This window comes from Gilliamella sp. W8145 (assembly GCF_016101145.1).
Classification (GTDB): domain Bacteria; phylum Pseudomonadota; class Gammaproteobacteria; order Enterobacterales; family Orbaceae; genus Gilliamella; species Gilliamella apis_A.
The window spans coordinates 41,862-66,789 of sequence record NZ_JACFRC010000003.1 but is presented as its reverse complement, the minus strand read 5'-3'; the positions used below and the strand labels follow the sequence as shown (position 1 = coordinate 66,789).

The 24,928-nt window shown below is 35.0% G+C and carries 28 protein-coding genes; 15 read left to right on the top strand and 13 right to left on the bottom strand.

Annotated features, from left to right (window positions below):
- Nucleotides 1-14 precede the first annotated feature (14 nt).
- The 4 genes from flhB to flgA all read right to left on the bottom strand — a co-directional run bounded on the left by flhB (nt 15) and on the right by flgA (nt 2,787).
- Complete coding sequence (gene flhB / locus H3T80_RS09360) at nt 15-1,145, bottom strand: flagellar biosynthesis protein FlhB (RefSeq protein ID WP_198201509.1); 1,131 nt, start codon at nt 1,143-1,145, stop codon at nt 15-17.
- 143 nt (nt 1,146-1,288) lie between these two features.
- Complete coding sequence (locus tag H3T80_RS09355) at nt 1,289-1,723, bottom strand: flagella synthesis protein FlgN (RefSeq protein ID WP_034901007.1); 435 nt, start codon at nt 1,721-1,723, stop codon at nt 1,289-1,291.
- A 23-nt stretch (nt 1,724-1,746) separates the two neighbouring features.
- Nucleotides 1,747-2,046, bottom strand: coding sequence for a flagellar biosynthesis anti-sigma factor FlgM (flgM, locus tag H3T80_RS09350; RefSeq protein WP_065579058.1), 300 nt, complete (start codon nt 2,044-2,046; stop codon nt 1,747-1,749).
- 78 nt (nt 2,047-2,124) lie between these two features.
- Nucleotides 2,125-2,787, bottom strand: a complete 663-nt coding sequence (gene flgA / locus H3T80_RS09345) for a flagellar basal body P-ring formation chaperone FlgA (RefSeq protein ID WP_198201508.1) — start codon at nt 2,785-2,787, stop codon at nt 2,125-2,127.
- Nucleotides 2,788-2,943: 156 nt separating this feature from the next.
- Between flgA and flgB the strand changes: the two genes are divergently transcribed.
- The 9 genes from flgB to flgJ are packed head-to-tail and all read left to right on the top strand — an operon-like array spanning nt 2,944 to nt 10,155.
- The gene (gene flgB, locus H3T80_RS09340; RefSeq protein WP_198201507.1) at nt 2,944-3,354 is read left to right on the top strand and encodes a flagellar basal body rod protein FlgB; all 411 of its coding nucleotides are present in this window, start codon (nt 2,944-2,946) and stop codon (nt 3,352-3,354) included.
- 2 nt (nt 3,355-3,356) lie between these two features.
- Entirely contained in the window at nt 3,357-3,764 is a 408-nt protein-coding gene (gene flgC / locus H3T80_RS09335) for a flagellar basal body rod protein FlgC (protein ID WP_086353945.1), read from the top strand.
- A 13-nt stretch (nt 3,765-3,777) separates the two neighbouring features.
- Nucleotides 3,778-4,497, top strand: coding sequence for a flagellar hook assembly protein FlgD (gene flgD / locus H3T80_RS09330; RefSeq protein WP_065579055.1), 720 nt, complete (start codon nt 3,778-3,780; stop codon nt 4,495-4,497).
- A 16-nt stretch (nt 4,498-4,513) separates the two neighbouring features.
- Nucleotides 4,514-5,725 (top strand): flagellar hook protein FlgE, encoded by a 1,212-nt coding sequence (gene flgE, locus H3T80_RS09325; protein WP_065579054.1) that lies wholly within the window; start codon nt 4,514-4,516, stop codon nt 5,723-5,725.
- 14 nt (nt 5,726-5,739) lie between these two features.
- Complete coding sequence (locus H3T80_RS09320) at nt 5,740-6,495, top strand: flagellar basal body rod protein FlgF (protein WP_198201506.1); 756 nt, start codon at nt 5,740-5,742, stop codon at nt 6,493-6,495.
- Between the two features lie 18 nt (nt 6,496-6,513).
- Nucleotides 6,514-7,296 (top strand): flagellar basal-body rod protein FlgG, encoded by a 783-nt coding sequence (gene flgG / locus H3T80_RS09315; RefSeq protein WP_086363614.1) that lies wholly within the window; start codon nt 6,514-6,516, stop codon nt 7,294-7,296.
- Between the two features lie 22 nt (nt 7,297-7,318).
- Nucleotides 7,319-7,996: a flagellar basal body L-ring protein FlgH gene (locus H3T80_RS09310; RefSeq protein ID WP_110448819.1), complete on the top strand. Its 678-nt coding sequence runs from the start codon at nt 7,319-7,321 to the stop codon at nt 7,994-7,996.
- An 11-nt stretch (nt 7,997-8,007) separates the two neighbouring features.
- The gene (locus tag H3T80_RS09305; RefSeq protein ID WP_198201504.1) at nt 8,008-9,114 is read left to right on the top strand and encodes a flagellar basal body P-ring protein FlgI; all 1,107 of its coding nucleotides are present in this window, start codon (nt 8,008-8,010) and stop codon (nt 9,112-9,114) included.
- A 15-nt stretch (nt 9,115-9,129) separates the two neighbouring features.
- Nucleotides 9,130-10,155 (top strand): flagellar assembly peptidoglycan hydrolase FlgJ, encoded by a 1,026-nt coding sequence (gene flgJ / locus H3T80_RS09300; protein WP_110448821.1) that lies wholly within the window; start codon nt 9,130-9,132, stop codon nt 10,153-10,155.
- A gap of 292 nt (nt 10,156-10,447) precedes the next feature.
- On the opposite strand, the gene flgL is transcribed toward flgJ, so the two are convergent.
- From flgL to H3T80_RS09260, 8 genes are all read right to left on the bottom strand, one after another.
- A complete protein-coding gene (gene flgL, locus H3T80_RS09295) occupies nt 10,448-11,386 on the bottom strand; it encodes a flagellar hook-associated protein FlgL (RefSeq protein WP_198201503.1) in 939 nt (312 codons plus the stop codon).
- Nucleotides 11,387-11,401: 15 nt separating this feature from the next.
- Complete coding sequence (gene flgK, locus H3T80_RS09290) at nt 11,402-13,045, bottom strand: flagellar hook-associated protein FlgK (RefSeq protein ID WP_198201502.1); 1,644 nt, start codon at nt 13,043-13,045, stop codon at nt 11,402-11,404.
- A 163-nt stretch (nt 13,046-13,208) separates the two neighbouring features.
- The gene (motB, locus tag H3T80_RS09285; protein WP_110448823.1) at nt 13,209-14,096 is read right to left on the bottom strand and encodes a flagellar motor protein MotB; all 888 of its coding nucleotides are present in this window, start codon (nt 14,094-14,096) and stop codon (nt 13,209-13,211) included.
- A complete protein-coding gene (motA, locus tag H3T80_RS09280) occupies nt 14,096-14,983 on the bottom strand; it encodes a flagellar motor stator protein MotA (protein WP_034900975.1) in 888 nt (295 codons plus the stop codon). The genes motB and motA overlap by 1 nt, the downstream gene beginning before the upstream one ends.
- Before the next feature lie 58 nt (nt 14,984-15,041).
- Complete coding sequence (flhC, locus tag H3T80_RS09275) at nt 15,042-15,647, bottom strand: flagellar transcriptional regulator FlhC (protein ID WP_198201501.1); 606 nt, start codon at nt 15,645-15,647, stop codon at nt 15,042-15,044.
- 13 nt (nt 15,648-15,660) lie between these two features.
- A complete protein-coding gene (gene flhD / locus H3T80_RS09270; RefSeq protein ID WP_034901072.1) occupies nt 15,661-15,981 on the bottom strand; it encodes a flagellar transcriptional regulator FlhD in 321 nt (106 codons plus the stop codon).
- A 191-nt stretch (nt 15,982-16,172) separates the two neighbouring features.
- A complete protein-coding gene (locus tag H3T80_RS09265; RefSeq protein WP_086357009.1) occupies nt 16,173-16,889 on the bottom strand; it encodes an RNA polymerase sigma factor FliA in 717 nt (238 codons plus the stop codon).
- A 186-nt stretch (nt 16,890-17,075) separates the two neighbouring features.
- On the bottom strand, nt 17,076-17,888 hold the full coding sequence (locus tag H3T80_RS09260; protein WP_034900970.1) for a flagellin: 813 nt from the start codon (nt 17,886-17,888) through the stop codon (nt 17,076-17,078).
- Between the two features lie 557 nt (nt 17,889-18,445).
- On the opposite strand from H3T80_RS09260, the gene fliD reads away from it, so the two are divergent.
- From fliD to H3T80_RS09245, 3 genes are read left to right on the top strand one after another with little or no spacing between them, the layout of a single operon-like run.
- Nucleotides 18,446-19,879 (top strand): flagellar filament capping protein FliD, encoded by a 1,434-nt coding sequence (gene fliD, locus H3T80_RS09255; protein ID WP_198201500.1) that lies wholly within the window; start codon nt 18,446-18,448, stop codon nt 19,877-19,879.
- 9 nt (nt 19,880-19,888) lie between these two features.
- Nucleotides 19,889-20,266, top strand: a complete 378-nt coding sequence (fliS, locus tag H3T80_RS09250) for a flagellar export chaperone FliS (protein ID WP_198201499.1) — start codon at nt 19,889-19,891, stop codon at nt 20,264-20,266.
- 2 nt (nt 20,267-20,268) lie between these two features.
- Entirely contained in the window at nt 20,269-20,631 is a 363-nt protein-coding gene (locus H3T80_RS09245; RefSeq protein ID WP_198201498.1) for a flagellar protein FliT, read from the top strand.
- 338 nt (nt 20,632-20,969) lie between these two features.
- On the opposite strand, the gene fliE is transcribed toward H3T80_RS09245, so the two are convergent.
- Entirely contained in the window at nt 20,970-21,272 is a 303-nt protein-coding gene (gene fliE, locus H3T80_RS09240; RefSeq protein WP_034900954.1) for a flagellar hook-basal body complex protein FliE, read from the bottom strand.
- A gap of 175 nt (nt 21,273-21,447) precedes the next feature.
- On the opposite strand from fliE, the gene fliF reads away from it, so the two are divergent.
- Genes fliF through H3T80_RS09225 form a run of 3 tightly spaced genes read left to right on the top strand, consistent with a single transcriptional unit; the run spans nt 21,448 to nt 24,915 of the window.
- Nucleotides 21,448-23,148 carry a flagellar basal-body MS-ring/collar protein FliF gene (gene fliF, locus H3T80_RS09235; protein WP_198201497.1) on the top strand — a complete coding sequence of 567 codons (1,701 nt, stop codon included), beginning with the start codon at nt 21,448-21,450 and terminating at the stop codon, nt 23,146-23,148.
- Nucleotides 23,148-24,146, top strand: a complete 999-nt coding sequence (gene fliG / locus H3T80_RS09230) for a flagellar motor switch protein FliG (protein WP_086358416.1) — start codon at nt 23,148-23,150, stop codon at nt 24,144-24,146. Before fliF ends, fliG begins: the two co-directional genes overlap by 1 nt.
- On the top strand, nt 24,139-24,915 hold the full coding sequence (locus H3T80_RS09225) for a flagellar assembly protein FliH (protein ID WP_198201496.1): 777 nt from the start codon (nt 24,139-24,141) through the stop codon (nt 24,913-24,915). The genes fliG and H3T80_RS09225 overlap by 8 nt, the downstream gene beginning before the upstream one ends.
- Nucleotides 24,916-24,928 lie beyond the last annotated feature (13 nt).

Sequence of the window (24,928 nt, the reverse complement as noted above, 5' to 3'; positions counted from 1 at the left end):
AATTACAATTACCTTTATTTATTCACAGATAAAGATTCTGGGATTGATAAATTGGTTGGTTTGAGTGGTTTTTCACCACCATATCTATGCCATCTTTTTAATTGATAAACCCAAGCGAGAATTTGTGCTACCGCAGCATAGAGCTCTGCTGGTATTGATTTACCTATCTCACCATGGCGATATAATGCTCGAGCCAAAGGTGGCGCTTCTAATTGTGGGATCTGATGCTCTTGAGCAATTTGTTTGATTCTGCTCGCTATATTATCGGTACCTTTAGCCAATATCTTGGGAGCGCTCATGGTTTTTTCATCATATTGCAGAGCAACCGCATAATGGGTTGGGTTAGTCACAATAACATTAGCTTTAGGGACATCTTTCATCATCCTACGCCTTGCTATTGCCTGCTGCATTTGTCGAATACGCCCTTTAATTTGCGGATTACCTTCTTGCTCTTTAAACTCATCTTTCACTTCTTGCTTCGACATTTTTAACTTTTTCAAATTGCTCCATATTTGGTAAAAAATATCAAAACCTACCATTGGTATTAAGGCTAATACAATCAATAAACTAGCATAAATCAGCAATTGCATTACCTGAGATAACGCATTATTTAAATACATACTGGGTAGTGCTAACATATTAGGAAATTGATGTATCAAAAATAGAGCTGCAGCAAAAGCGATTAAAACCACTTTAAGAATACTTTTAAACAGTTCTGAAAAAATTCGCAGACTAAATAACCGTTTAAATCCACTAATAGGATTCAATTTACCTAAATTAGGTTTAATCGATTGTAGACTAAACAGCAAACCACCAACACTAAGCGGAGCAATGATAGCGACAATAACTAATCCCACAAAAATAGGTAAAATTGCCCAAAATCCAGCGGTTAATAAATTAATTAAATTGAAAATAATCTGTTTATCATCATCGGTTCGGTGGGCAACTAACATGGCGTGCTGAATAATTGTTTTTAATTTGCTGACAAAATGTGTTCCCATTATCCAAAATAACATAATGCCAACTAACAATATCATTAGCGATGTTAACTCACGAGATCGAGGAATTTGCCCCTTTTCCTTAGCCTTTTTTAATTTACTATCGGTGGGTTGTTCACTTTTATCTAGATCACTATCATCAGCCATATATCAGTTAAACCAATTTTACTGTCTAATTACACTTTACTTTGATAGCACAGTATGAACGCAACTGATTAAAGTTATTGGCTTAATAAGACCCCAAATTACTGGTTATTTAGCTCGTTTAGCTTTAAATAGCATTAAAATGATTAAACTTTAGCACGTTTAGATGAAATCGTTTCAGGCTGTTGATAACCGTGATAAGTGTAAACCGCGGGGTTATTAATACTTTTTAAATAATCAATCGATTGTTGTGTCATATTCATACGATTTTGAATAAGTATACCGTTATCCCTATTGATTTGAGCTAATCGCTGAGTGGTATTCGTGATGGCTTGCCATTTCAACGCTAGCTCAGGGTTTTCACTATAAGGTGATTGGATATTATAGCGTGCACTTACTTTTAAGCGTTTTTCATCAAGTAACTTTAACTCGATAAGTAATTGGCTTTTTTGATTTATAACGTCATTTAATTGGCTAATTGTATTAGTCCCAATTAGGATTTGCTGTTCAGACTCTAGAATATCTGAAAGTGATTGCAACATGACTGTTACATTATTAAAAATGTTATCTAACTCTAACATTATGATATTCCTTCAAAAATTAATTAGCTTTCAATCTCTTCAAGAGTTTGCTTAATAATTTCGTCTGCAATTTTATTTGGATTGATGACTAAGTTACCATTAGTAATGGCCTGTTTTATTTTCTCAATTTTACTAATATCAATATCATTTTCTGTCGAATGTAATAATGCGATAGTGTTTTGGCTCAATTTGACATTGCTATTCAAATTTAAGCTATTTGACGTTTGCACAGATGCTTTAGTTTCTTTATTTTGTCCATTTATTAAATCACGATTTAGCAATCCCGATACTGCTGTAACCAATTTTGTTGCATCTATACTCATAAAATTCCTTTAATTCAAGTCAAGGTTTATAGGGTTGGTTTAGTCTAATTATCGGCAAAAATCAAAAAATCATTAATTTTATTTATTGATAATAGTGATAGCTTTTTCATTAACAACACCTTCAACAACATTACCCGTATTAAGTTTAATATTAATTGATTCTCCCAATGCCCCATTACTTAATGTCTTGCCATGCGTTGCAATTGAGTAACCTTCGCCATTAATAATGACCTTTACGGTTTGACCGACTTTAACATACCAGTTTTTCTGCAGCATTGAATTTTTTATTACTTCACCATCATTAATATTACGTAAAGCAAGATGATTGATAACTTCAGATTGATTTAAAATTACTGTTGCTGGTAATTTATCTAACTGACCAGGTTGCATTTTTACCAGTTGTTCAGTAATTAATGTTCCTGCACTAATGGCTTGTTTAGCAATAACATAATGACCACTCACAGCGACGTATATCTGGATATATTTAGTGATATTTTCACATCTGGCGGTAATCGTTAAATTGCCCCATTGTTTATTTTTATTCAATATTGCCAATGTTGGTGAGTCACAACTTAATTGCGGTTTTGCAGTTGGATAATTAATGACAACTTTATCAACATTCACATCAATAAGTTGTTGATGGATCAGATCACTAATTTGTTTTTCAAGTGCAGTGGCACAAACTATTTTTGAACTACCTAACATACAAAAAAGAAACAACAATCTAATAATCTGAGGCATATTTGTCGGGGTTCATATAATTATTGATAACTAAATTGTACTTTATAAGCTCACCTATCGAATGTTGAAATAAGGGCAATTTTTATCGTTATTTATACGATGATTTTTTTTTGATTTGCTTAAAATTCTTTTTATCTATCAGGATGAGATGATTTTATGCTAAATAAATTAGATACTTTCGTTAATTTTCACCAACAAGCACTCAATGTTCGTGAAAAACGTCAAAATATACTTGCAACCAATATTGCTAATAGTGATACGCCTAATTACCAAGCGAGAGACATTGATTTTAATACTGAATTAAACAGAGCCATCAATAATCAATCGACCCACAATAATATAAAACTAAATATTACTTCTGCAAAACATATTCAAATAACTAGCGCTGATTTCACTAATTATAATCTTCTTTATCGTATTCCTTATCAATCATCTGCTGATGGCAACACTGTTGAGATGGAGCAAGAACGAACTGCTTTTATGGATAACAGTATCCACTATCAAAGTAATTTAACCTTTTTAGGTGAACAGTTTAAAAATGTCATTTCGGTATTACAGCAAGGATAATCATCATGAGCTTCTCTATTTTTTCGGTTTCTGGTTCAGCCTTAATGGCACAAACACAACGAATGAATGTCAGTGCCAGTAATTTAGCTAATGCTGATAGTGTTACCAGTACTTCTGGTCAAGCTTATCGAGCCAAACAAGTTATCTTTCAAGTCGATGACAATGGTTATTCCAATAGTGTTGCTGGAGTAAAAGTAGCACAAGTTATTGAAGATCCTGCGCCAATGAATTTAGTTTATGAACCTAATCATCCTTTAGCTGATGAACAAGGCTATATTCAAAAACCTAACGTTGATGTAGTAGCAGAGATGGTTAATACCATTTCTGCATCTCGTAGCTACCAAGCAAATGTAGAAGTGATTAACACCGCAAAAAGTTTAATGCTAAAAACACTGACTCTAGGACAATAAAAGGGCGTAATTGATGGGTATCTCAAATGTAGCAGTTTCAGAATCAACTAATATGGCCAGTCCACAAGCGCTAAAGAAAGGTACGTCTGATGGTAACTCAAGTCAGGAACTACAAGATAATTTCTTAACATTACTTATTGCCCAAATGAAAAATCAAGATCCTACCAATCCAATGGATAACAGTCAGTTAACCTCGCAATTAGCTCAAATCAATACGTTAGCAGGTATCGAACGACTGAATACCACATTAGGTATGGTTTCAGGCCAAATTGACGATAGCTTATCGGTCAATGCCAGCAACATGATTGGTAAAGGTGTCATGGTTCCAGGTAATAAAATTTTGGTCGCTACATCAGAAGTGGAAGGTTCGGAAAGTGAAAAAGAAACTATTACCACACCATTTGGCTTTGAACTTATGCGTGATGCTGAGTCAGTGGTCATTACCATTAAAGATGAAAATGGCAATGTTGTACGTGAGGTCGATTTAGGTTCGATTCCTGCTGGAGTTAGCTCTTTTACTTGGGATGGGGAACTGAATGATGGAACACTGGCGCCAGATGGTAGTTATACGTTTTCGGTTAATGCCACTTATGACGGGCAAAAAGTATCGTCCACACCACTATCTTACTCGGTTGTATACGGCGTAATTAATAGCAAAGTTAATAATAAAGTATTACTTGATTTAGGGATACTTGGTTCAATTAGTATTGACGAAGTACGTCAAATTCTTTAAAGGGGAATAAGTTAATATGGGATTTTCTCAAGCAATTAGTGGTATGAATGCCGCATCAAAACAATTAGATGTTATTGGTAATAATATTGCCAATTCTGCAACAGTTGGCTTTAAAAGTGCTAGCATTTCATTTGCCGATATTTATGCTGGTTCAAAAGTAGGAATGGGTGTCAAAGTGGCTGCGGTTATGCAAAATTTTAATGATGGCACAACAACGTCAACCAATAATAGTCTAGATGTTGCTATCTCTGGTAATGGCTTTTTCCGCTTAGTTGATAGTAGTGGTCAAATCTATTATACCCGTAATGGCCAGTTTCAATTAGATGCTGATCGCAATATTATCTCAGCGGATGGTTTTCAATTAACCGGTTATCTTGCCACAGGCACACCACCACAGATCCAACAAGGTTCAGCACCAGGCCCATTAAAGATTTCACAAGAGATGTTAAATGCATCAGCAACCAATAAAGCCTCTTTGCAAACAAATTTAAATTCAAATAGCAAAGTACCTGAAAAACAACCAATTAATGCCACCGATGCTGATACCTTTAATTATTCAACTACGATCACCACTTATGATTCTTTAGGTAATCAACGTAACGTTCAGCTTTTTTATGTTAAAACGGCTGATAATCAATGGGATGTTCATTATCTTGATAGTAGTGATCCTAACGCAAGCCTACAAGCATTAGGGCAAATGGAGTTTGATTCATCAGGCAAATTAATTAGTGATCCAGAAATGACGATTAATATTAATGGGCTTAATGGTTCAGCCGACAATAGCTTCACGCTGTCATTAGCAAACAGTACTCAACAAAATATGGGTAAAGAAGTTGGTAGCATTAAAACTCCTGTCGTTGATGGTTATGCTGCTGGTGATCTGGTTGGCTATAGTATCAGTGATGATGGCTCAATTTATGGCGTCTATTCTAACCAACAAACGATGTTGTTAGGTCAAATTGCCATGGCTGATTTTGCCAATGTTAATGGCTTAGAATCAGCCGGTAACAATAACTGGCGGGCAACCCTTAAATCTGGTGGTGAAGTATTAGGCTCAGCTAATACCGGTACTTTTGGTTTACTAACCAGTGGTGCAGTTGAATCATCCAATGTCGATATGAGCCAAGAGTTAGTCAATATGATTGTTGCCCAACGTAATTATCAATCTAATTCACAAACCATCAAAACTCAGGATCAAATTCTTAATACATTGGTTAATTTAAGATAATTTAAGGAGTATTTATGGATCGCGTTATTTATACTGCTATGTCTGGCGCAAGCCAAACATTAAATCAACAGTCCATAACTAGTCATAATTTAGCTAATGTATCGACAGTTGGCTTTCGGGCGCAATTAATAGCAATGAAAGCAGTTCCCATTGTCGGTAGTAGTATGCCGACAAGAACTATGGTAACGGCAACTACGCCAACCTATGATTCAACAATCGGTGCCTTTAATTACACTGGACGAAATTTAGATGTTGCTTTATCCCAAGACGATTGGCTAGCAGTACAGTTAGCTGATGGCAGTGAAGGATATACCCGTAATGGTGCGATTCAAATCGATGAAAACGGCACACTTAACATTCAAGGCTTTCCGTTACTTGGTGATAATGGCGTATTAACAGTACCTCAGCGTTCACAAGTTAGTGTCAGTACTGATGGGACTTTATCAGCTTTAGGTGCTGGCGATAAACGCACCACCATTGCCCAAGTAGGAAAAATAAAAAAAGTTCACCTTGAACGCAATGAATTGGTACGTGGTGATGATGGATTTTTCCATGCCACTGAGGCAACCATAAATAATCGTGGTGCCGTGTTACAAGATAACCCTAATGCAAAATTGATGTCCGGAGTACTCGAAGGCAGTAATGTTAATCCGGTAACGGCAATGGTGAATCTAATTAGCCATTCTCGTCAATTTGAAATGCAGATGAAACAAATTACCACTGCCGACGAAAATGCCCAAAAAGCCAACCAAATATTATCGTTAACTTAACTAAAATAGGAAACAGCAATGATTAAATCACTATGGATTGCAAAAACCGGTTTAACAGCGCAACAAATGAATATGGATATTATTTCCAATAATTTAGCCAACGTTAGTACAGGTGGTTTTAAACGCCAACGCGCCGTTTTTGAAGATCTGTTATACCAAACAATTCGCCAACCAGGAGCGCAATCTTCAGAACAAACAACATTACCTTCAGGATTACAAATTGGTACTGGTGTAAGACCAGTTGCAACCGAACGAATTCATAGCCAAGGTAATTTAGAATTAACCGATAACAGTAGTGATATTGCCATTAATGGACAAGGATTTTTCCAAGTTCTTATGCCTGATGGAACGCAAGCCTATACCCGCAGTGGCGCTTTTCAAGTTAATCAAAATGGTCAGTTAGTAACAGCTGCCGGTTATGAAATTCAACCAACAATCAACATTCCATCCAATGCTATAAAAATGACCGTAGCACGTGATGGCATCGTCAATGTCACCTTAGCTAATCAATCAACTCAAGTACAAGTTGGTCAATTAACATTACACACTTTTATCAATGACACCGGATTAGAAAGCGTTGGTGAAAATCTATATCTAGAAACCGAAAGTTCTGGTGCACCAACTGAAAATACACCGGGACTAAATGGTGCTGGACTGCTATACCAAGGTTATATTGAAACGTCGAATGTGAATGTGGCCGAAGAGTTGGTTAATATGATTCAAGTACAACGTGCTTACGAAATTAATAGTAAAGCAATATCGGCATCTGACCAAATGTTGCAACGTTTAAATCAATTATAAATCTAACAAAATGATAGCGGTAATGAGATATCTTTACATTTTAATAACTTTGTCGTTAGTTGGTTGTAGTCAATTACCTAAAAAAGCATTAGTTGAAGGCGACACCAGTATTGTTCCAAAAATGCCAGAAATTGTGAACAGCAGTGGTTCCATTTATCAAGCCTCACAACCAAGTAGTTTTGGTTATCAACCGATGTTTGAAGATCGTCGACCACGCAATATTGGTGATGTATTAACGATTGTTTTACAAGAAAACGTTAGCGCAAGTAAAAGTTCATCCATTAATGCCGGCCGTAATGGTGGGGTCAATTTAGGGGTAAAAACCGTACCGCACTTTTTAGATGGGCTGGTTGGTCGAGGCAAAGTAGATACAGATATCTCAGGTAGCAATGATTTTAAAGGTTCTGGTGGTGCCAATGCTAAAAATACCTTTAGCGGTACCATTACCGTCACCGTTCAAGATGTCATGATTAATGGTAATTTAAAAGTGATTGGTGAAAAACAAATTGCAATAAATCAGGGCACAGAATTTATTCGATTTTCAGGTGTTGTTAACCCTCGGACAATAAGTGGTAGTAATACCGTTATATCAACTCAGGTCGCTGATGCTCGTATTGAATATGTAGGTAATGGCTACATCGATGAAGCACAAACAATGGGTTGGTTACAGCGCCTGTTTTTTAATCTTTCGCCATTTTAATGAGTATCATTATGCTAAATAAATTACGTACTTTTATCTGTTTTGTTTTGCTAATAGTGATTGTCCCTTCTAGTTATGCCGAGCGAATAAGAGATTTGGTGACAATACAAGGCGTTCGCGAAAATGCCTTAGTCGGCTATGGTATCGTGGTAGGGCTTGACGGTACCGGTGACCAAACTTCACAGACACCATTTACGATACAAAGTATCACCAATATGCTCTCACAATTAGGTATTACCGTGCCATCAGGAAGCAATATGCAGTTAAAAAATGTGGCAGCGGTAATGGTCACGGCTAAATTACCGTCTTATGCGCGTGTTGGCCAACAAATTGATGTGGTTGTTTCGTCATTAGGGAATGCCAAAAGCCTGCGTGGTGGTACATTGATTATGACACCATTAAAAGGCGCTGATAACCAAGTTTATGCGATTGCGCAAGGTAATCTTTTTGTTGGTGGTATGGGGGCAAGCAGTAGAAGCAGTAGTGTAACGGTTAATCAAATGGCAGCTGCCACCATTCCTAGTGGTGCAACCATCGAAAGAGAATTAGTTACACGCTTAGATGAAAACAGCACTATGCATTTACATCTTAACCATTTTGACTTTACTGTGGCTACAAAAATTGCTGATGCTATTAACAAAGTGCAAAAAAATATCGCCATTGCTTTAGATGGCATGACCGTGAAATTGACCATGCCACAAGACAGTCAAGCAAGAGTTAAATTATTATCTACAATTCAAAATCTCCAAATTAGTGCTAGCCCTATTTCCGCTAAAGTGGTGATTAATACACGTACAGGTGTCGTGGTCATGAATCAAAAAGTACAATTAGACAATTGTGCCGTTGCACATGGTAGTTTATCCGTAGTGGTAAATAACAAATTGAAAGTTAGCCAACCCAATACACCACTCGCCGGTGGTAACACAGCAGTGGTTCCAGATGATGAAGTAACTATCGAGCAAGATGGTGGCGCACTGCAGAATTTAGCGTCTGGCGCCGATCTAAATCGAGTTATTCATTCACTTAACTTATTAGGTGCCAATCCTACTGAGTTAATGTCAATACTAGAAGCATTAAAAACCGCTGGTTGTTTGCATGCCGCATTGGAAACTATTTAAAGCAGAACTATTGAAATGAAAAACCTAATAAATCAGTCTATAAATCGTTTTGCTTATGATTTTTCTAGCATTAATCAATTGAAACGTAATGCTGTTAGTGGATCAACTGACAGCATCAAACAAGTTGCCGATCAGTTTGAAACACTATTTGTAAATATGATGATGCAATCTATGCGCAAAGCGGTACCCAATGGCGGTTTATTTAATCAATCAGCAATGCAATTATTTACCTCTATGTTTGATCAACAAATTGCTCAACAAGCGGCAGGTAAAGGTTTAGGGCTATCTAATGTTATTGTTAAACAATTAACTAATCAGCCACATTCTACGCTTAATATTCATTCACAAGCTCAAGCGAATAATAATCAAACCAATATGCGATTGGCACAATCTTTATTTAGTGATAATTCATCCAATTTATCGCCAGCAGCATTAGGGCAAATGCTTTATCAACAGCATAAAGCCAACAATTTAACCAAAGCCAATGTTAATGAATCAACCTTGCCAACTTCGCTCAACAAAGTTGATAAAGACCATATTAGCCAATTTGTCGTCGAATGGTTTGAGCCAGCAAAGCAGGCATCCAAAATATCTGGCATCCCTTATGAAGTCATTATTGCTCAAGCAGCTTTAGAAACAGGTTGGGGTAAAAAACAGATAAAAACGGCTGATAATAAGCCGAGTCATAACTATTTCGGTATAAAAGCAACCTCATCATGGCAAGGTGATTCAACTCGGTTAACTACTCAAGAATTCTTAAATAACAATATGGTTAAAATTAAAGATGAATTTAGGGTATACAACAGTAAACAACATGCATTAACTGATTACCTTAATTTATTAACCAAAAGCCCACGTTATCGTGCAGTTGTTAATGCTCCCGATGCTAGAACAGCAGCCAAAGCACTACAAGATGCACACTATGCAACTGATCCTAACTATAGCGAGAAACTGATCCAAATTATTGGTCGAATCGAGCAAATTGCCAAAAATACACCGCAAAAATCAATATCTGGATTTAGACAAATTGCCTTTAAATAGTGCTTAAATAAATATAGCTGTTAAATAAATTACATTATCATCACAGCCAAAAAGTAGACCAAACTCTAAGCTATAGTCAATAATTAACCAATAATGTGTTAGTTGCATATATCGAGATCACCTATAATCACGTTTCTCACCCTTTGGCAAATAGCTGATCATCAGCATAGCAATATAAAAAACAGTATGACAAAAAATGATAGCAGTAAAAAATTTGATAATCAGGAGGTTGTAACCCCCCTGTTTGTTAGATGAATAGTCATGTTTAGGATGTGTAAAAATTAATAATAGATTATTTCATTTGAAATAATGACATGTTTTGCATGTTCATAAATGTATATTGTGCTGCTTGTAAATTTGCTTGTAGCATCACATAATCTGAAATCGCTTCATACCAATCAACATCTTCAATTTGACTAATTTGCGTTTCAAAATCAATATCTAAGGTTTTACCCAGTGCGGTTAATCTTTCGACTTCAGCCAATACATTTCCGCCTGCAGCTCTAACAGTCGAGATGTTTTCAAATGAGTTATCAACACCTTGACTGGCTTTAGATAAACCTAATCGAAACTGTTCAATAGCTTCAGGATCATTATCATCTAAACCAATTTGCAATGCCGCTATGGCATAATCGATACTCGCAAAGACATCACTTTCTACTTCTGTATTGGCGCCTGTCATAAAAATCTGTTGACCAGTAAAACTTAGCGATACTTCACGGGTATCATCGATGAAAACATTAATCGTGGTTGAACCACCGACATAATTCACTTTACCGCTTTCATCGACCACAAAAGGGGGGGTATCATTTTTATTACCAGCAAACAGATAATTACCATTGGTATCTTTAGCATTGGCTAACGAAATTAACTGATCTTTTAATCCTTGTAGCTTATTGGCTAAATCTTGTCTGTTTTCATCATTTAACGTCTCATTACCGGCATAAACTAAAGTTTCTTGGATTGATTGAATCACAGTATTCGCTTCTTTTAATACCGTATCTTGCCGACTTAATGATTTATCAACACTATCTCGTGCTGCTTGAAATTGGTTATTCCTTGATTGAGCTTGCCTTAAAATTAATGTTTGTGAAGCACCCATCGGATCATCTGAAGGTGATAATATTTTCTTGCCGGTTGCCAAATGTAATCCTGACTTTTGCCACTTGGTATTGGTATTTAAAATACTATTTAGATTTTTTTGATACATTGAATGAGTACTAAGTCGCATGTCTAAATCCTTTTATTATTTGGCCAAACCTAAAATGGTATCAAATATTGTCGTTGCCGCATCAATAACTTTGGCATTTGCTTGGTAATATTGCATATAAACTTGCATGGAAATATATTCTTCTTCGATATTCACACCAGAGATAGATTGATTCTGCTCATAAATTTCTTGAGTGATATTTTGACTCGATTGCGCTGAAATTTTAGCTGTCTGCGTCTCACTACCTATATAACTAACTAATGATGTATAAGCACTATTTAAGGTTTTAGTACCATTAACTAGTTTTTCATTTTGTATATCAAGTAGTTTTGCCACATTTCGATTATCACCACTACCATTTTCATCATCGTTAATACCGGTAGCGAGTTTATTTACATCTTTAACCAGTAACTGTAATGATGAGGCTACATCGGCAACAGGTTTAAGTAAAAAGCTATCACCAGCAACCGCATTGCCAGTAATTTCAATCGATAAGCCGTCAAACACTAACTTACCATCGCTAACTTGTGGGGTAATTTGTTGATTATCAGATAATCTGGTTACTACCCAATCATTGCCATTGAACTCTATTTTATAATCAGAAGCTTTGACTTCTGTTACCGAGTTATAATCCATTTTAACGGTAGCATTACCTTGATTTTGGCTATTAGCAATACTAGTTGGTTTGTGATAATCAAATAGTTTTTCGCCAGGATCGCCATTAACATCAACGCCAGCCGTATGTACTTCATTAAAGCGCTCAGCTAAATTTAACGCCAGCAACCCTAATTGATTGCGAGCTTCAAGGAGTGGTCCATCACGAAAAGCTAATAATCCATTTAATCGGCCTGATGCGATATTTTGACTTGTCAGTTCTTGTGTCGCACCAGAATTATGGGTGTAAATAATCGTATTTAAGGCAGGATCAGAGGCCGAAGGCTGCACCGCTAACTGATTTGTCGATGCGCCTTGTACTAAGCTTAAACCATTGCTAAGCGAAATATTATATTGGCCATTTTGCTCGCTAACAGTTATACCAATCAGTTCGCTTAATTCAGTTACCAATTGATCTCGTTCATCTAGTAAAGAATTAGGTTCATGACCACCACTGACAGCCTGTAATTTGGCAATTTTCTGATTGAGATCAGCAATTTGTTGGGTATAAGTATTAACTTTATCTATGTTATTCGTCAGTTCAGTATTGATATTGGCAATTTGATTTTTTAAATTCAATTCCGTTTTATTGAACTGACTGACTAAAGAGGTAAGATCGCTAATAACTGTCTGTTTGGTTGCTGCATCACCCGCATTGGAAGAGAGCTTATTTAAGCTAGCAAACAGATTATTTAATTGTGAGGAAATACTGTTTTCGTTTTCAGCTAGTAAATTATCGACTTTTGATAACTCATTGTAATAGGCTTTTATCGAACCATTTTGCGATTGTGATTGGCGTAATTGACCAACCACAAAACTGTTATATGCGCGGTTAACTGATGATACCGCAACACCATTACCTACAAAGCCAAAATTATACTTAGTGCCGTTTGCTTGACGCAAAATTTGCTGCTGGCGATTATAACCAACTGTATGTGCATTACTAATATTATTGCTAATCACATTAAGCATATTTTGTGCTGTATTTAATCCACTAATACCGGTATTCATCAATGAATTTGACATAAAGGCTCCTAAATATAATCTCAGTTAATAATAAAATTATTAAACTAAAGTGTTATTATTTATATCGGCCTACAATTTAAAAACTTTAGTTATTTTTAGATAAAAATGGATTTTTTTTGATTTTAATTTTTTAACCAGCTTAATCTGAGTATTTATGTTGATATTATTCTGATTTAATTTGTTTGGCCTGTTTTAAAAAATCGATGCCAGTCATGGTATTTTCATCTTCAATATACTGCTGTGCTGATTTGTTCAAAATTAAAATACTAATACGACGATTGGCATCTTTGCTGTAATTTGGGTTATTTAATCCCACCGTATCGGCTAAACCAATAATACGAATGATTTTATTGGAATCTAATCCACCAGCGATCAGTTCTCTTCTTGATGAATTTGCTCTATCTGCGGATAACTCCCAGTTACTATAACCACGATCACCGGTTATATACTGACGCTCATCAGTATGACCAGATAACGTCATTTTATTAGGTAACGAATTTATGATTGGCGCTAAAGCATACAAAATTTCTTGCATATTAGGATGAATAACCGCACTACCAACATCAAACATCGGTTTATCATCGGTGGCTAAAATCTGAATTCTTAGCCCCATTTCTGTTAGTTCAACAATAAGATTAGCGGCTAATTTCTGCAATCGAGGATCAAGTTCAAATACTTCATATATTTTATTCGCTGTATCAATTAATTGCTTTTTTTCATCTTGATTCAAATCAGACTCGACATTCAATATGGTATTTTTATCTTCACCTACATTTTTAGATACATCATCGCCACCACCCGGTATCGGACTTTCACTATCACTGATATTTTTGCCACCATTTTGACCTAATATCAATGGTGTTCTAAAGTATTCAGCAATGCCTTGTAACTCTTGTGGACTGGACTTAGCAATTAACCACATGACGAGAAATAGCGCCATCATCGCCGTCATAAAGTCAGCATAAGCAATCTTCCATGATCCACCATGATGGCCACCGCCATGACCGGATTTCTTTTTAGAAATAATTATTCTTACTGACTTCTTTTTCATTATTCATTATTTTCTGTTGGGTTAGCGTTTTTATCTTTCACTTCTTGAATATATTTTTCTAATTCAAAGAAAGATGGCCGTTCGTGGGAAAAAATTGTTTTGCGACCAAACTCAATACAAATTTGCGGAGCATAATCATGCATACTGGCAATAAGAATCACTTTAGTGCATTCTAAAATTTTTACTGTATCGGCATTTTTTTGCCTTAATAATGCTGCTAAAGGCGACACAAAACCATAAGCAAGTAAAATACCTAAAAAGGTACCAACCATAGCATGGGCAATAAGCTCACCCAATTCGCTAGCTGGTCGGTCAGCTTGTGCTAAGGTGTTAATAACCCCCATAACTGCTGCCACAATACCAAAAGCGGGTAAACCATCACCGACGCTAGCAATAGCATCAGCTGGTTTTTCAAGTTCATGAGTATAGGTTTCTATTTCCTCATTCATTAGTGCTTCGATTTCATATACTTCCATATTGCCACTGATCATCAAACGTAAATAATCAGTGATAAAATCACAAACTTGCGGATTGGCTAAAATAAGTGGGTATTTTTTAAATAACTCACTCTCTTTGGGATTATCGATATCTTCTTCAATCGATAAGCCACCACTTTGACGCACTTTAGTTAATATGGTGTACATTAAATTAATTAATGTTAAATAAAGTGTTTTATTATATTTTGAGGTTTTAAATAAATTACCTAGTGATTTAAGTGTCGCTTTGATAACTTTCTTTTCATTACTTACAATGAAAGCACCAATAGCTGTCCCACCAATAATGAGAAACTCTAAAGGTTGAAAAAGTACCGCCAAATACCCGCCACTTAGCACATAGCCTACTAAGGCTGAAGCGATAACCACAATATATCCTATAATTATTAGCATTGGCTTTCCTTTATCTCCATAAAATATAACTAACTCTGTTTTACTGCTTAATATTTACTTAAATTGTTACCTGATTTGCAGTAACTAAATTAAATGCATTTGGTATTGATAAAACTTGTAAACATTTGGCATGACTCTCTTTATGTGTTTTATTATTTTTTTCTGCTCTTGATGGTGGCTGACATAAACTGCACACAAAGCTATTATGCGGTTGATAAGCATGGGTAATAAATCGCCCTTTGCACTCCTTGCAACTTGACTGCTGCATAACATTACTTTCAACAAATTTAACTAAAATCCATGCTCGGGTTAATCCTAAAATAGGCTCTTCATCTTGAGGAAAGGAACACTGTTCTAAATAGAGTTGATAGGCTTTTAAAATGGCCTGAACACCAGGTTTAATGCCATTTTTAACTAAAAAATGGTAAGCATTATAAAACATACTTGAGTGAATATTGGGCTCCCAAGTCATAAACCACGTAGTTGAAAAGGGAAGTAAACCTTTAGGAGGAGGACATCCTTGAATTTCTTTATATAATTTAATTAATTTACCACGGCTTAAATTGGTTTCACTTTCTAACATTTGGATTCTAGCGCCGAGTGAAATTAATCGAATAGCTAATTGAACTTCTTTATACTTTTGAATAATACTTGTGCTACTCATCTTTATCATCTACCTACTTATTAATTGAATCTAAAAGTAAGCTTGATAGAAGGATCCCTGTATGCATCTGCTTTATATCACTAACGCGAGATTCCTCAGTTAATTTTTCCATCATTGCCGAATTTTTAAATCTAAATTGAAATGTTAATTGATTGGTTTCAGATAGAACCAACATTTGAGAAGCACTTAAATTACTCAAGATATCAGCTGTTTTTTCATCAATTCCTAATCGATACATCGCCATCACTTTATCTTTTTCAAGCATCTTTTGACTTAATAAAAGCGTTGAAAGATTTAAATGATGAATACATTTCAAAATATCGTCATCTTGTATATTTCCCAATTTAACCACCACAATCCATATCTGCTTGCGTTCGTATAAAAAAACGCAAAATTAATAAAATACAACTAATACCACTTTTTTAAACTTAAAGTTACATTTTTAAATTCGAAAGGTCAATAAAAAAATCATTTCAATTTATTTTCGATTTATTTTTCCATGTTTTACTGTTTTAATTCTTTTTTTTATAAAACAATTTTACTTTGTATTCGTTTAATTGCTTGGCTATGTAATTGACTTACTCGAGATTCGCTAATATCCAACACTTTTCCAATCTCTTTTAAATTTAATTCCTCTTGATAATAGAGAGCTAAAACCATTTTTTCTTTTTCTGGTAAGTTACTAATTTGTTGAACAATAATATTGCGAATTTCATCATTAATAATGGAAGCAAAAGGATTGTTATCTGCGTCAGGCTCAATTAACGCATCCAAATTATCGCCGAGTTTTTTGTGAATCTCATCATAAGAACAGATTTGGCTATAATTTGAATCTAATAATACTTTGTGATATTCAGTAAGAGATAATTGCAGATGTGCAGCTATCTGCTGATCATTGGGAGGTATGCCTAATTTTTGTTCTAATTCATTAATAGCATTAGTGACATCTTTAATTTTTTTCCGTGTTTGCCGTGGTAACCAATCTCGACTACGCAATTCATCTAGCATAGCCCCTTTTATTCTCGGAGTAGCAAAGGTAGTAAAAGTATAACCTTGAGATGCATCATAGCGTTTTATAGACTCTAATAAACCTATATAACCAACTTGCAGTAAGTCATCAAGTTCAATCGTTGTTGGCAATCGAACAGCTAATTTCAACGCTTCATTACGAACTAAATATAGATATTGTTGCCAATCGATTTGATTCACTACACCTTGAGAGTTATACAGGCTATCACTCATTTTTCTGAACCAATGTAAAAAAATGCTAATGATTATTATGACGATAATTGATTGAATTAATGGCAAGAATAAGATATTAAAAAATAGGTAATTAACATTATTAACAATAGTGGTATTAAAAAATACCACTATTGTTATCGTACAAAATTAGAGTGACCGAAATTCTAGTTATGTACTTGTATTGTTTTATTGTAATAAAGACAATACTGATTGTGGTACTTGGTTAGCTTGTGCTAATACTGAAGTACCTGCTTGTTGTAAGATTTGACCACGAGTCATATTAGATACTTCTTCAGCATAATCTGCATCTTCAATACGGCTACGTGCTGAACTTAAGTTATTTACAGTATTGTTGATGTTAGTTACAGTTGACTCAAAACGATTTTGTACCGCACCAAGCTCACCACGTAATTCATCAATTTTTGATAATGCCGCATCAATTGTTTTTAATGGATCTGCGGTTGGCGCATCTGATACATTAAAACTAGCTAAACCTAATTTGTCGCTGTCAATTTGTTTTAAATTGATAGCAATGATTTCACCATCATTTGCACCAACTTGAATGTTAAGGGTTTTGTCTTCTGATAATACTTTAGTACCATTGAAGTCAGTTTGTGCTGATACACGGTCGATCTCTTGTAAACGTTGATCGATTTCATTTTGGATTGATACAAGATCGCTTTCAGAGTTAGTACCGTTTGCTGCTTGAACAGTTAATTCACGAATACGTTGTACGTTATTATTGATTTCGTTTAACGCACCTTCTGTAGTTTGTGCAATTGAAATACCGTCATTGGCATTACGTGCAGCTTGAGTTAAACCACGAATACTAGAAGAAAAACGGTTAGCGATTGCTTGACCAGCGGCATCGTCTTTAGCACTGTTGATACGCATACCAGATGATAGACGCTCAATTGCAGTTCCAAGCACGCTTTGAGAATGATTAAGGTTGTTTCTTGCCATTAAAGACATAGTATTAGTATTAATTACTTGTGCCATTTTTATCTCCTTTAATATGATTAGTTAGATCAACGAGATATTGAAAAATAATTCAATATATATGCTGATGGTTTAGTTATCGGTATTAAAAAAAGAAACTTTAATATTTTTTTGAATTTTTATTTATTGAGGTTAAATAAAGCGGAATAACTAAGTTGTTTGATGAACATGATTAAAGGGCATCATAGATATTTATATGTATAGTAATCAAAGTTATGTATCGCTGAATCGACTGGTTGATAGCCTTAATTTGTGGCAACAAAACTTAAGTTTGTCCCCGTTTAATTCATAGCAATATATTTTCTAATCAATCAATAGTAATGATATTGGAAGTTTCACTACACAATTTTAATGTTAGGCAACATAAAGGACAGCTAACAACACTATTGATTGAGATAACTAACTCATTTTTTAATAGATAAAACTGATTATCAATATTCTCATTGCCAAAACCGACTTATTTATTAGTAAAGATAAAAAACTAAAAACAGCTAAACTTTTTACGGTATTGGTCGATAAAACAAGGGATGAAAGAATTTATATTAGGATAATCAATCATGGCAATGAATATATTAGGAATTGGTTCTGGTATTGATTTAAATGAAGTATTAGATCAATTAGAAGCCGTTGAGAAAAATCGTCTTACACCGATAAAAGCCCAACAAAAAGCTGTTAATAATAAAATAAGCGGTTTTGGTAAATTAAAAAGTGCATTATCAACATTCAACAGCGCAACAGCAAAACTGCAAAAAAAAGAGCTGTTTCAAGCGCGTTTTGCATCTGGTAATGACAACTATTTTACCACTAATGTAAATAGCAAGGCCCAATTAGGTAATTATGCAGTTAGCGTCGAACAACTTGCCACTGCACATAGTGTTGCCACGAATGCTATAAATGATAAAACATCAGCTTTAGGTAATGATAATGAAACCCGTACCCTCACAATAGAACAAGCTAATGGCCAAAAATTAAATATCACGTTAGGCAAAGATGATACATCGCTCGAATCAATAGCCAATGCAATCAATCAAGCTAAGGTGATTAATGAAGATGGTTCAACCAGTGACACAACGGTAAATGCAACTATTGTCCGTTCTGGAACTGATAGCTATCAACTGGTTATCACATCGAAAGAAACTGGTGAACAACAAGCCATTACTTCTATTTCATCCGATGATGATAAACTTAATTCACTAATTGGTTTTAATGCTAATCAAGCTGATTCATCAGCTATGAGTGAAGTAGCTAAAGCGCAAGATGCTAAATTTAGCTTTAATGGTATAACGATTAATAGCTCATCAAATACCGTTAAAGAGGTTATTCCTGGTGTCGATATCACATTAAAAGCAGTCACTACAACAGCGCAAAATTTAACCATCAGCGCTGACAATGACAAAGCTCAAGAAGCCCTTAAAGAGTGGGTTGATGCCTTTAATCAATTACAATCAACCATATCAAGCTTAACGCAATTTACCGCTGGTGATGCCAATTCAGATGAATTAAATAATAGTAATGGCCCACTGATTGGTGATTCAACTTTACGTAATATTGATCAAAGTATTCGCTCTATATTTTCTAAAGGTCAAACAGGAGAATTATCGGTACTAGCACAAATTGGTATCAATATGGATAGTAATGGCAAGCTGGTGATTAAAGAAAACGAATTAGAAAAAGCCCTTAAAGAAAACAGTGAAGCAGTCGCCATTTTATTTACTGGTGATGGTGAAACAACTGGCATTGCCAACGAAGTCTTTGCCAAAGTAAGTAGCTTTATTGATAACGATGGCATGATTGATACGGCAACTAACGGTTTAAATTCTACCTTAAAATCATTAGATAAACGCTATGACCAAGTTAATAACTCTATTGACCAAACTATCGAGCGTTATCGGGTACAATTCACAAAACTAGATATCTTAATCAATGAATTAAATGGTATGAGTAATTATCTTACCACCCAATTTGAAATGATGGCGAATTTGAAAAAATAAGGCATAACAATGTATAAAATGGGATCTCAAGCTTATAAACAAGTTAATTTAGAAACCAGCGTTGGTCAGGCTTCACCTCATCAGCTTATTGTTTTGTTATTTGATGGCGCATTAAATGCTATTCGCTTAGCTGAGTTATATATACAAAAGGGTAATATTGCTGGTAAAGGAAAAGCCATTTCTAAAGCTATCAATATCATTGATAATGGGCTTAAAAGTTGCCTTGATTTAGAGCAAGGCGGTGAAATTGCTGAAAATTTAGATCAGTTATATCAATACATCAGTCAGCAACTGGTTTTCGCTAATCTACATAATGATACGCAAATACTACAAACTTGTTTTGATCTGCTTAATAATATTGCTCAAGCTTGGCGTGAGATAGCATAGTTATGGATGTAGCAACATTGAATACCAGTCTAGTACTAGAACAATACGAGCAACTTAATTATGTTGTTGAGCAAATGCTAATTAATACACAACAAGAAAATTGGGAATTATTAATTAGTTGGCAAACTAAATATCAGCAGTTAGCACGTGATATTCAACTCAAAAATGGGTTAACTACTATTGATAATATACCATTATCACAACAAGATATTCTTCAAATGTATATCAATAATATTCTTAGTTATCATGAGCAATTAAAGCAATTAATCCATCTTCGACATAATGAATTAAGCCAATTAATTGGTGAGCAGGTTGATTATCAAGCCAAAATAGATAGCTACCAAACAATCGCCAATTTAGTTTAGATTATTCACAGAGTAGTTAAAAAAAAGAATAAAAATAATTGAGGAACGGGGTTTTTTAGCTATTTTTATCTGCCAAAAACCCCACTCCGCAAACTTTTTTTTATTAATTTTACATCGTTAATGTATACACTTTGCTTGTACTGGTGACTAGCTCACTTCGCAATAACTAAAGCATTTTTAACTTCAAAAATAATCTTATAACGAGTATCTCGATAGTCGTTGTAATAACAATAGTGGTGAGGTTAAGCCAATTTAGGATAAAAATTGGTGATTAATTAATACTATTTTTTAAACCAAAATATTATCATCTAGTCGATAAGTAACCATCCGATAAAGGTTTAAACATTCATATTCATAATTTCTTGATATGCTGCGACTAATTTATTGCGAACTTGAATACCAAATTGTAAAGAAACTGAAGACTTTTGCATGCTAACCATCACCTCATTTAATGCGATATTGGCTTCACCCATCTCAAATGCTTTGGCTTGCTGGCTAGCGTCTATTTGTGTTTGACTGATTTTATCTAATGCCATTTTTAATTCAGCCATAAAATTTTGTTCACTATGATTAATAGATTGCTTATGTGAAAAATCAAGTTGGGTTAATGTTGTGCTATTAAAGGCATCAATACTATTCATAATAAAGGTCACGGTTATTCGTCTTAATCAAGTTATAACGTAAATTATCATAAAGATAACAATCTAAAAGCGATAACTAAAGGGTAAAGCATATGCTTTTTTAGCTATTGATTTTTTTAAATACACAGATAATAAACCCTAGAATTAATCTAGTCAGTTTAGTGTTAGGATACATATGGATAGCCAGGCAGTTGGTAACAAAGGCGAATCAATATTGAGTAAGTTACCTTTTATTAATCAATTAAAAATAAATCGTAAAATGCTACTCCTTATTGTAGGAGTAATTGTAATAGCAATTAGTAGTATTACTTACTTATGGCTTAAAGACGATAATTATGGCGTATTATTTAGTAATTTGAATGATAAGGATGGCGGTGAAATCATTAGCCAACTTGATAAGTTAAATATTCCCTACAAATTTTCATCCTCTGGCACAACTATCTTAATTCCCCAAAATCAAATTTATCATACTCGTTTACGAATAGCCCAGCAGGGTTTGCCTAAAGGTGGTGCAATTGGTTTTGAACTACTCGACAAAGAAAGTTTTGGCATGAGTCAGTTTAATGAACAAATCAACTATCAACGAGCATTAGAAGGCGAACTATCGAGAACCATTGCAATTATTAGTAGTGTAGATGATGCCAGAGTGCATTTAGCGATGCCTAAACCCTCTTTATTTGTTCGAGAAAGAAAATTCCCTTCCGCCTCTGTTGCACTAACTTTATTACCAGGTCGAGCTTTATCTCAAGGTCAAATTGATGCCATCATCCATTTAATTTCGAGTAGTGTTCCAGAATTACAAGCGGATAAGGTGACGATTATTGATCAAAAAGGCAATTTATTAACCGGTGAAAGATACCGTGACAGTAACGTTAATATTGCCCAATTAGAATATAGTGAACGGATTGAAAATCTAATTCGAGAACGAGTAGAAAAAATTATTATCCCTATTTTGGGACAACAAAATGTTAAGGTACAAGTGAATGCGGATATCGATTTTAGTCGGCAAGAGTCAACATCAGAAATTTATGATCCCAATAGCGATGCCAGCAACCAAACTATTCGTAGTAAGCAACAAATTGAAAATAGCCAATTAGCATCAAGCAATATTATCGGTGGTGTGCCGGGCGCTTTATCTAATCAACCGGTACCAACGCCTAGTGCACCAATTGATGGTGAGAACGATAGCAAAGATAAAGACGATAAACAAAAAATGTATCATTTACAGTCAAATAAAACATTGAACTTTGAAGTTAATCGTCAAGTTATTCATAGCAAAATCCCTGAAGGTCGTATCAAGCGTTTATCTGTCGCTGTTTTAGTTAATTATAAATTTATTTCAGCCGATGAAATCACATCGGCAAATGAAGAAAATTCAGAACAGGAAGCTGTTGAAAAATGGGTAAAACTAGATCAAGAGGAACTCACCCATATTGAAGCGCTTGCCCGTCAAGCAATGGGGTTTTCTGACTTGCGTGGTGATTCATTAACAGTGGCTAATTTGAAATTTACCGATCAAATTGAAGATGAAAATGCCGCCATTGTCTTTTTACAAAAACATGAAGTTTTCGACATGCTGAAAGTCGCAATTAAATATCTGATTTATATTTTAATAATCTGGTTTGCATGGCGCAAAGTATTACGCTCGATATGGATTAAAATTCAAAGACAATATCTTAATACTGATAACAGATCATCTGATGGCACAATGGCTAGTGAAGATAAGCTTGATTACAAAGCACACAGTAAACTGCAACAGAAGATTTTTGAAGATAATATGCAACAACAGCAATACATCCGCAAAATTGTCGAGAAAGATCCTCGTGTAATGGCTCTGATTATACGTGGTTGGATGAACAAGAAGGACACCGAGTAATGAATTTAACTGAAGCGCAAAAAGCAGCGACAATTTTAATGATTTTAGGTGAAGAATTAGCAGCCAAAGTAATGCAATTTTTAAACCACAAAGAGGTACAAAAAATTAGTAGTGCCATGATGGGATTGCCACAATTAACTCAAGAACAACTGAAAAATATTCTTAATGAGTGTCAAAATACTCTTGATGATTGTGCAGTATTAAATACAGATACCAATGGCTATTTAAGAAAAGTTCTAGAAAAATCAATTGGTAGTGATAAAGCTAACCGATTGCTTGATGAACTATTAGATACCGATATCGAAGATACCACTGATGGTTTAAAAATGCTTAACTTTGTCGATGCTGCACGCGCGGTTGATTTAGTTAAAAAAGAACATCCACAAATTATCGCCACCATTTTAGTTCACTTAAATCGCGATTTGGCTGCTGAGATTTTAAATTTATTTGATGACCAATTACGTAATGACGTCATGCTACGTATTGCAACTTTCGGTGGCGTAGAGCCATCAGCATTAGAAGTGTTATCGACATCATTATCAACCTTACTACATGGACAAAATATTAAACTTAATAACATGGGTGGCATCCGCACCGCAGCAGAAATTATCAATCTGATGAAATCACAACAAGAAGAATTGGTTATCAATGCATTACGAGATTATGACAATGAGCTTGCTCAAAAAATCATTGATGAAATGTTCCTATTTGAAAATCTGATTGATGTCGATGATAGAAGTATCCAACGTCTACTCAAAGAGGTGGATAATGAAACCTTAATCATCGCTATGAAAGGGGCAACAGAAACGCTACGCGACAAGCTATTAGCAAATATGTCACAACGCGCTGCCTCAATATTACGAGAAGATTTAGAAAACAGACCACCAGTTCGCTTGTCGCAAGTCGAAACCGAACAGAAGAAAATTTTGGTTATTGCACGGCGCTTAGCAGAAACTGGTGAGATGATCTTAACAAGTGGTGATGATGAATATGTATAATCATACTAATAGTGTAAGTTGGAAACCATTGCATTTCCAAGATTTGGCACTTAGCGAATTGTCACCATTAACCAGCCAACAACAGTCAGAAGAGTTGGAAGAATTTGCGCCACCATTAGAGCCAGATAGCCAAGATGATCAAAATGAGGACTCTTTTGATATTAATAGCCCGACAATATTGCTAGAACTCGAAAATATTAAACAACAAGCAAGAGATGAAGCATACCAAGAAGGCTTTAATCTAGGTAAAGAAGAAGGTTTCAATATTGGCAAACAGACTGGCTATGAGCAAGGATTCACTCTCGGTCACCAAGAAGGGCTGGACACAATAGAACAACAGTTAACGGCAGAAAAATTAACTAGCATAAATGCCATCAAAAATTTAGCAATCAGCTTTCAACAATCGATTAGCCAAATTGATGAGAAAATTGTACCAAAGCTATTTGACTTAGCTTTACTTGCTGCCGAAAAAACAGTTGGTTCATTATCAAAAGTAAAACAAAAACAATTATTACATATTATAAAATCATTAATTGAACAAAATACAATTGTTAACCCACCAATTGTAGTACGAATTAATCCAACAGACTTGTTATGGCTTGAACCACAACTAAATAATGAGTTGCAACCACAGCAATGGCAGTTTATAGCCGATGCCAATATCGAATTAGGGGGTTGCAAAATATTTACCCAAACCAATGAGATCGACGCCAGTGTAACCCATCATTGGCAAATCATCTCAGATAATGTACATGGAGTTGAACATTAAGGTGGACTTTTGT

Bases quoted from the DNA above. Each gene is read 5' to 3' on its own strand.
- H3T80_RS09320 (WP_198201506.1), top strand. From the start codon at position 5,740: ATGGATCGCGTTATTTATACTGCTATGTCTGGCGCAAGCCAAACATTA.
- H3T80_RS09310 (WP_110448819.1), top strand. From the start codon at position 7,319: ATGAGATATCTTTACATTTTAATAACTTTGTCGTTAGTTGGTTGTAGT.
- flgA (WP_198201508.1), bottom strand. From the start codon at position 2,787: ATGCCTCAGATTATTAGATTGTTGTTTCTTTTTTGTATGTTAGGTAGT.
- H3T80_RS09355 (WP_034901007.1), bottom strand. From the start codon at position 1,723: ATGTTAGAGTTAGATAACATTTTTAATAATGTAACAGTCATGTTGCAA.
- motB (WP_110448823.1), bottom strand. From the start codon at position 14,096: ATGAAAAAGAAGTCAGTAAGAATAATTATTTCTAAAAAGAAATCCGGT.
- flgG (WP_086363614.1), top strand. From the start codon at position 6,514: ATGATTAAATCACTATGGATTGCAAAAACCGGTTTAACAGCGCAACAA.
- flgK (WP_198201502.1), bottom strand. From the start codon at position 13,045: ATGTCAAATTCATTGATGAATACCGGTATTAGTGGATTAAATACAGCA.
- flgJ (WP_110448821.1), top strand. From the start codon at position 9,130: ATGAAAAACCTAATAAATCAGTCTATAAATCGTTTTGCTTATGATTTT.
- fliS (WP_198201499.1), top strand. From the start codon at position 19,889: ATGTATAAAATGGGATCTCAAGCTTATAAACAAGTTAATTTAGAAACC.
- H3T80_RS09265 (WP_086357009.1), bottom strand. From the start codon at position 16,889: ATGAGTGATAGCCTGTATAACTCTCAAGGTGTAGTGAATCAAATCGAT.
- flgE (WP_065579054.1), top strand. From the start codon at position 4,514: ATGGGATTTTCTCAAGCAATTAGTGGTATGAATGCCGCATCAAAACAA.
- motA (WP_034900975.1), bottom strand. From the start codon at position 14,983: ATGCTAATAATTATAGGATATATTGTGGTTATCGCTTCAGCCTTAGTA.
- fliD (WP_198201500.1), top strand. From the start codon at position 18,446: ATGGCAATGAATATATTAGGAATTGGTTCTGGTATTGATTTAAATGAA.
- flgB (WP_198201507.1), top strand. From the start codon at position 2,944: ATGCTAAATAAATTAGATACTTTCGTTAATTTTCACCAACAAGCACTC.
- H3T80_RS09305 (WP_198201504.1), top strand. From the start codon at position 8,008: ATGCTAAATAAATTACGTACTTTTATCTGTTTTGTTTTGCTAATAGTG.
- H3T80_RS09260 (WP_034900970.1), bottom strand. From the start codon at position 17,888: ATGGCACAAGTAATTAATACTAATACTATGTCTTTAATGGCAAGAAAC.
- flgM (WP_065579058.1), bottom strand. From the start codon at position 2,046: ATGAGTATAGATGCAACAAAATTGGTTACAGCAGTATCGGGATTGCTA.
- fliE (WP_034900954.1), bottom strand. From the start codon at position 21,272: ATGAATAGTATTGATGCCTTTAATAGCACAACATTAACCCAACTTGAT.
- flgL (WP_198201503.1), bottom strand. From the start codon at position 11,386: ATGCGACTTAGTACTCATTCAATGTATCAAAAAAATCTAAATAGTATT.
- H3T80_RS09225 (WP_198201496.1), top strand. From the start codon at position 24,139: ATGTATAATCATACTAATAGTGTAAGTTGGAAACCATTGCATTTCCAA.
- flhC (WP_198201501.1), bottom strand. From the start codon at position 15,647: ATGAGTAGCACAAGTATTATTCAAAAGTATAAAGAAGTTCAATTAGCT.
- fliF (WP_198201497.1), top strand. From the start codon at position 21,448: ATGGATAGCCAGGCAGTTGGTAACAAAGGCGAATCAATATTGAGTAAG.
- flgD (WP_065579055.1), top strand. From the start codon at position 3,778: ATGGGTATCTCAAATGTAGCAGTTTCAGAATCAACTAATATGGCCAGT.
- H3T80_RS09245 (WP_198201498.1), top strand. From the start codon at position 20,269: ATGGATGTAGCAACATTGAATACCAGTCTAGTACTAGAACAATACGAG.
- flhB (WP_198201509.1), bottom strand. From the start codon at position 1,145: ATGGCTGATGATAGTGATCTAGATAAAAGTGAACAACCCACCGATAGT.
- fliG (WP_086358416.1), top strand. From the start codon at position 23,148: ATGAATTTAACTGAAGCGCAAAAAGCAGCGACAATTTTAATGATTTTA.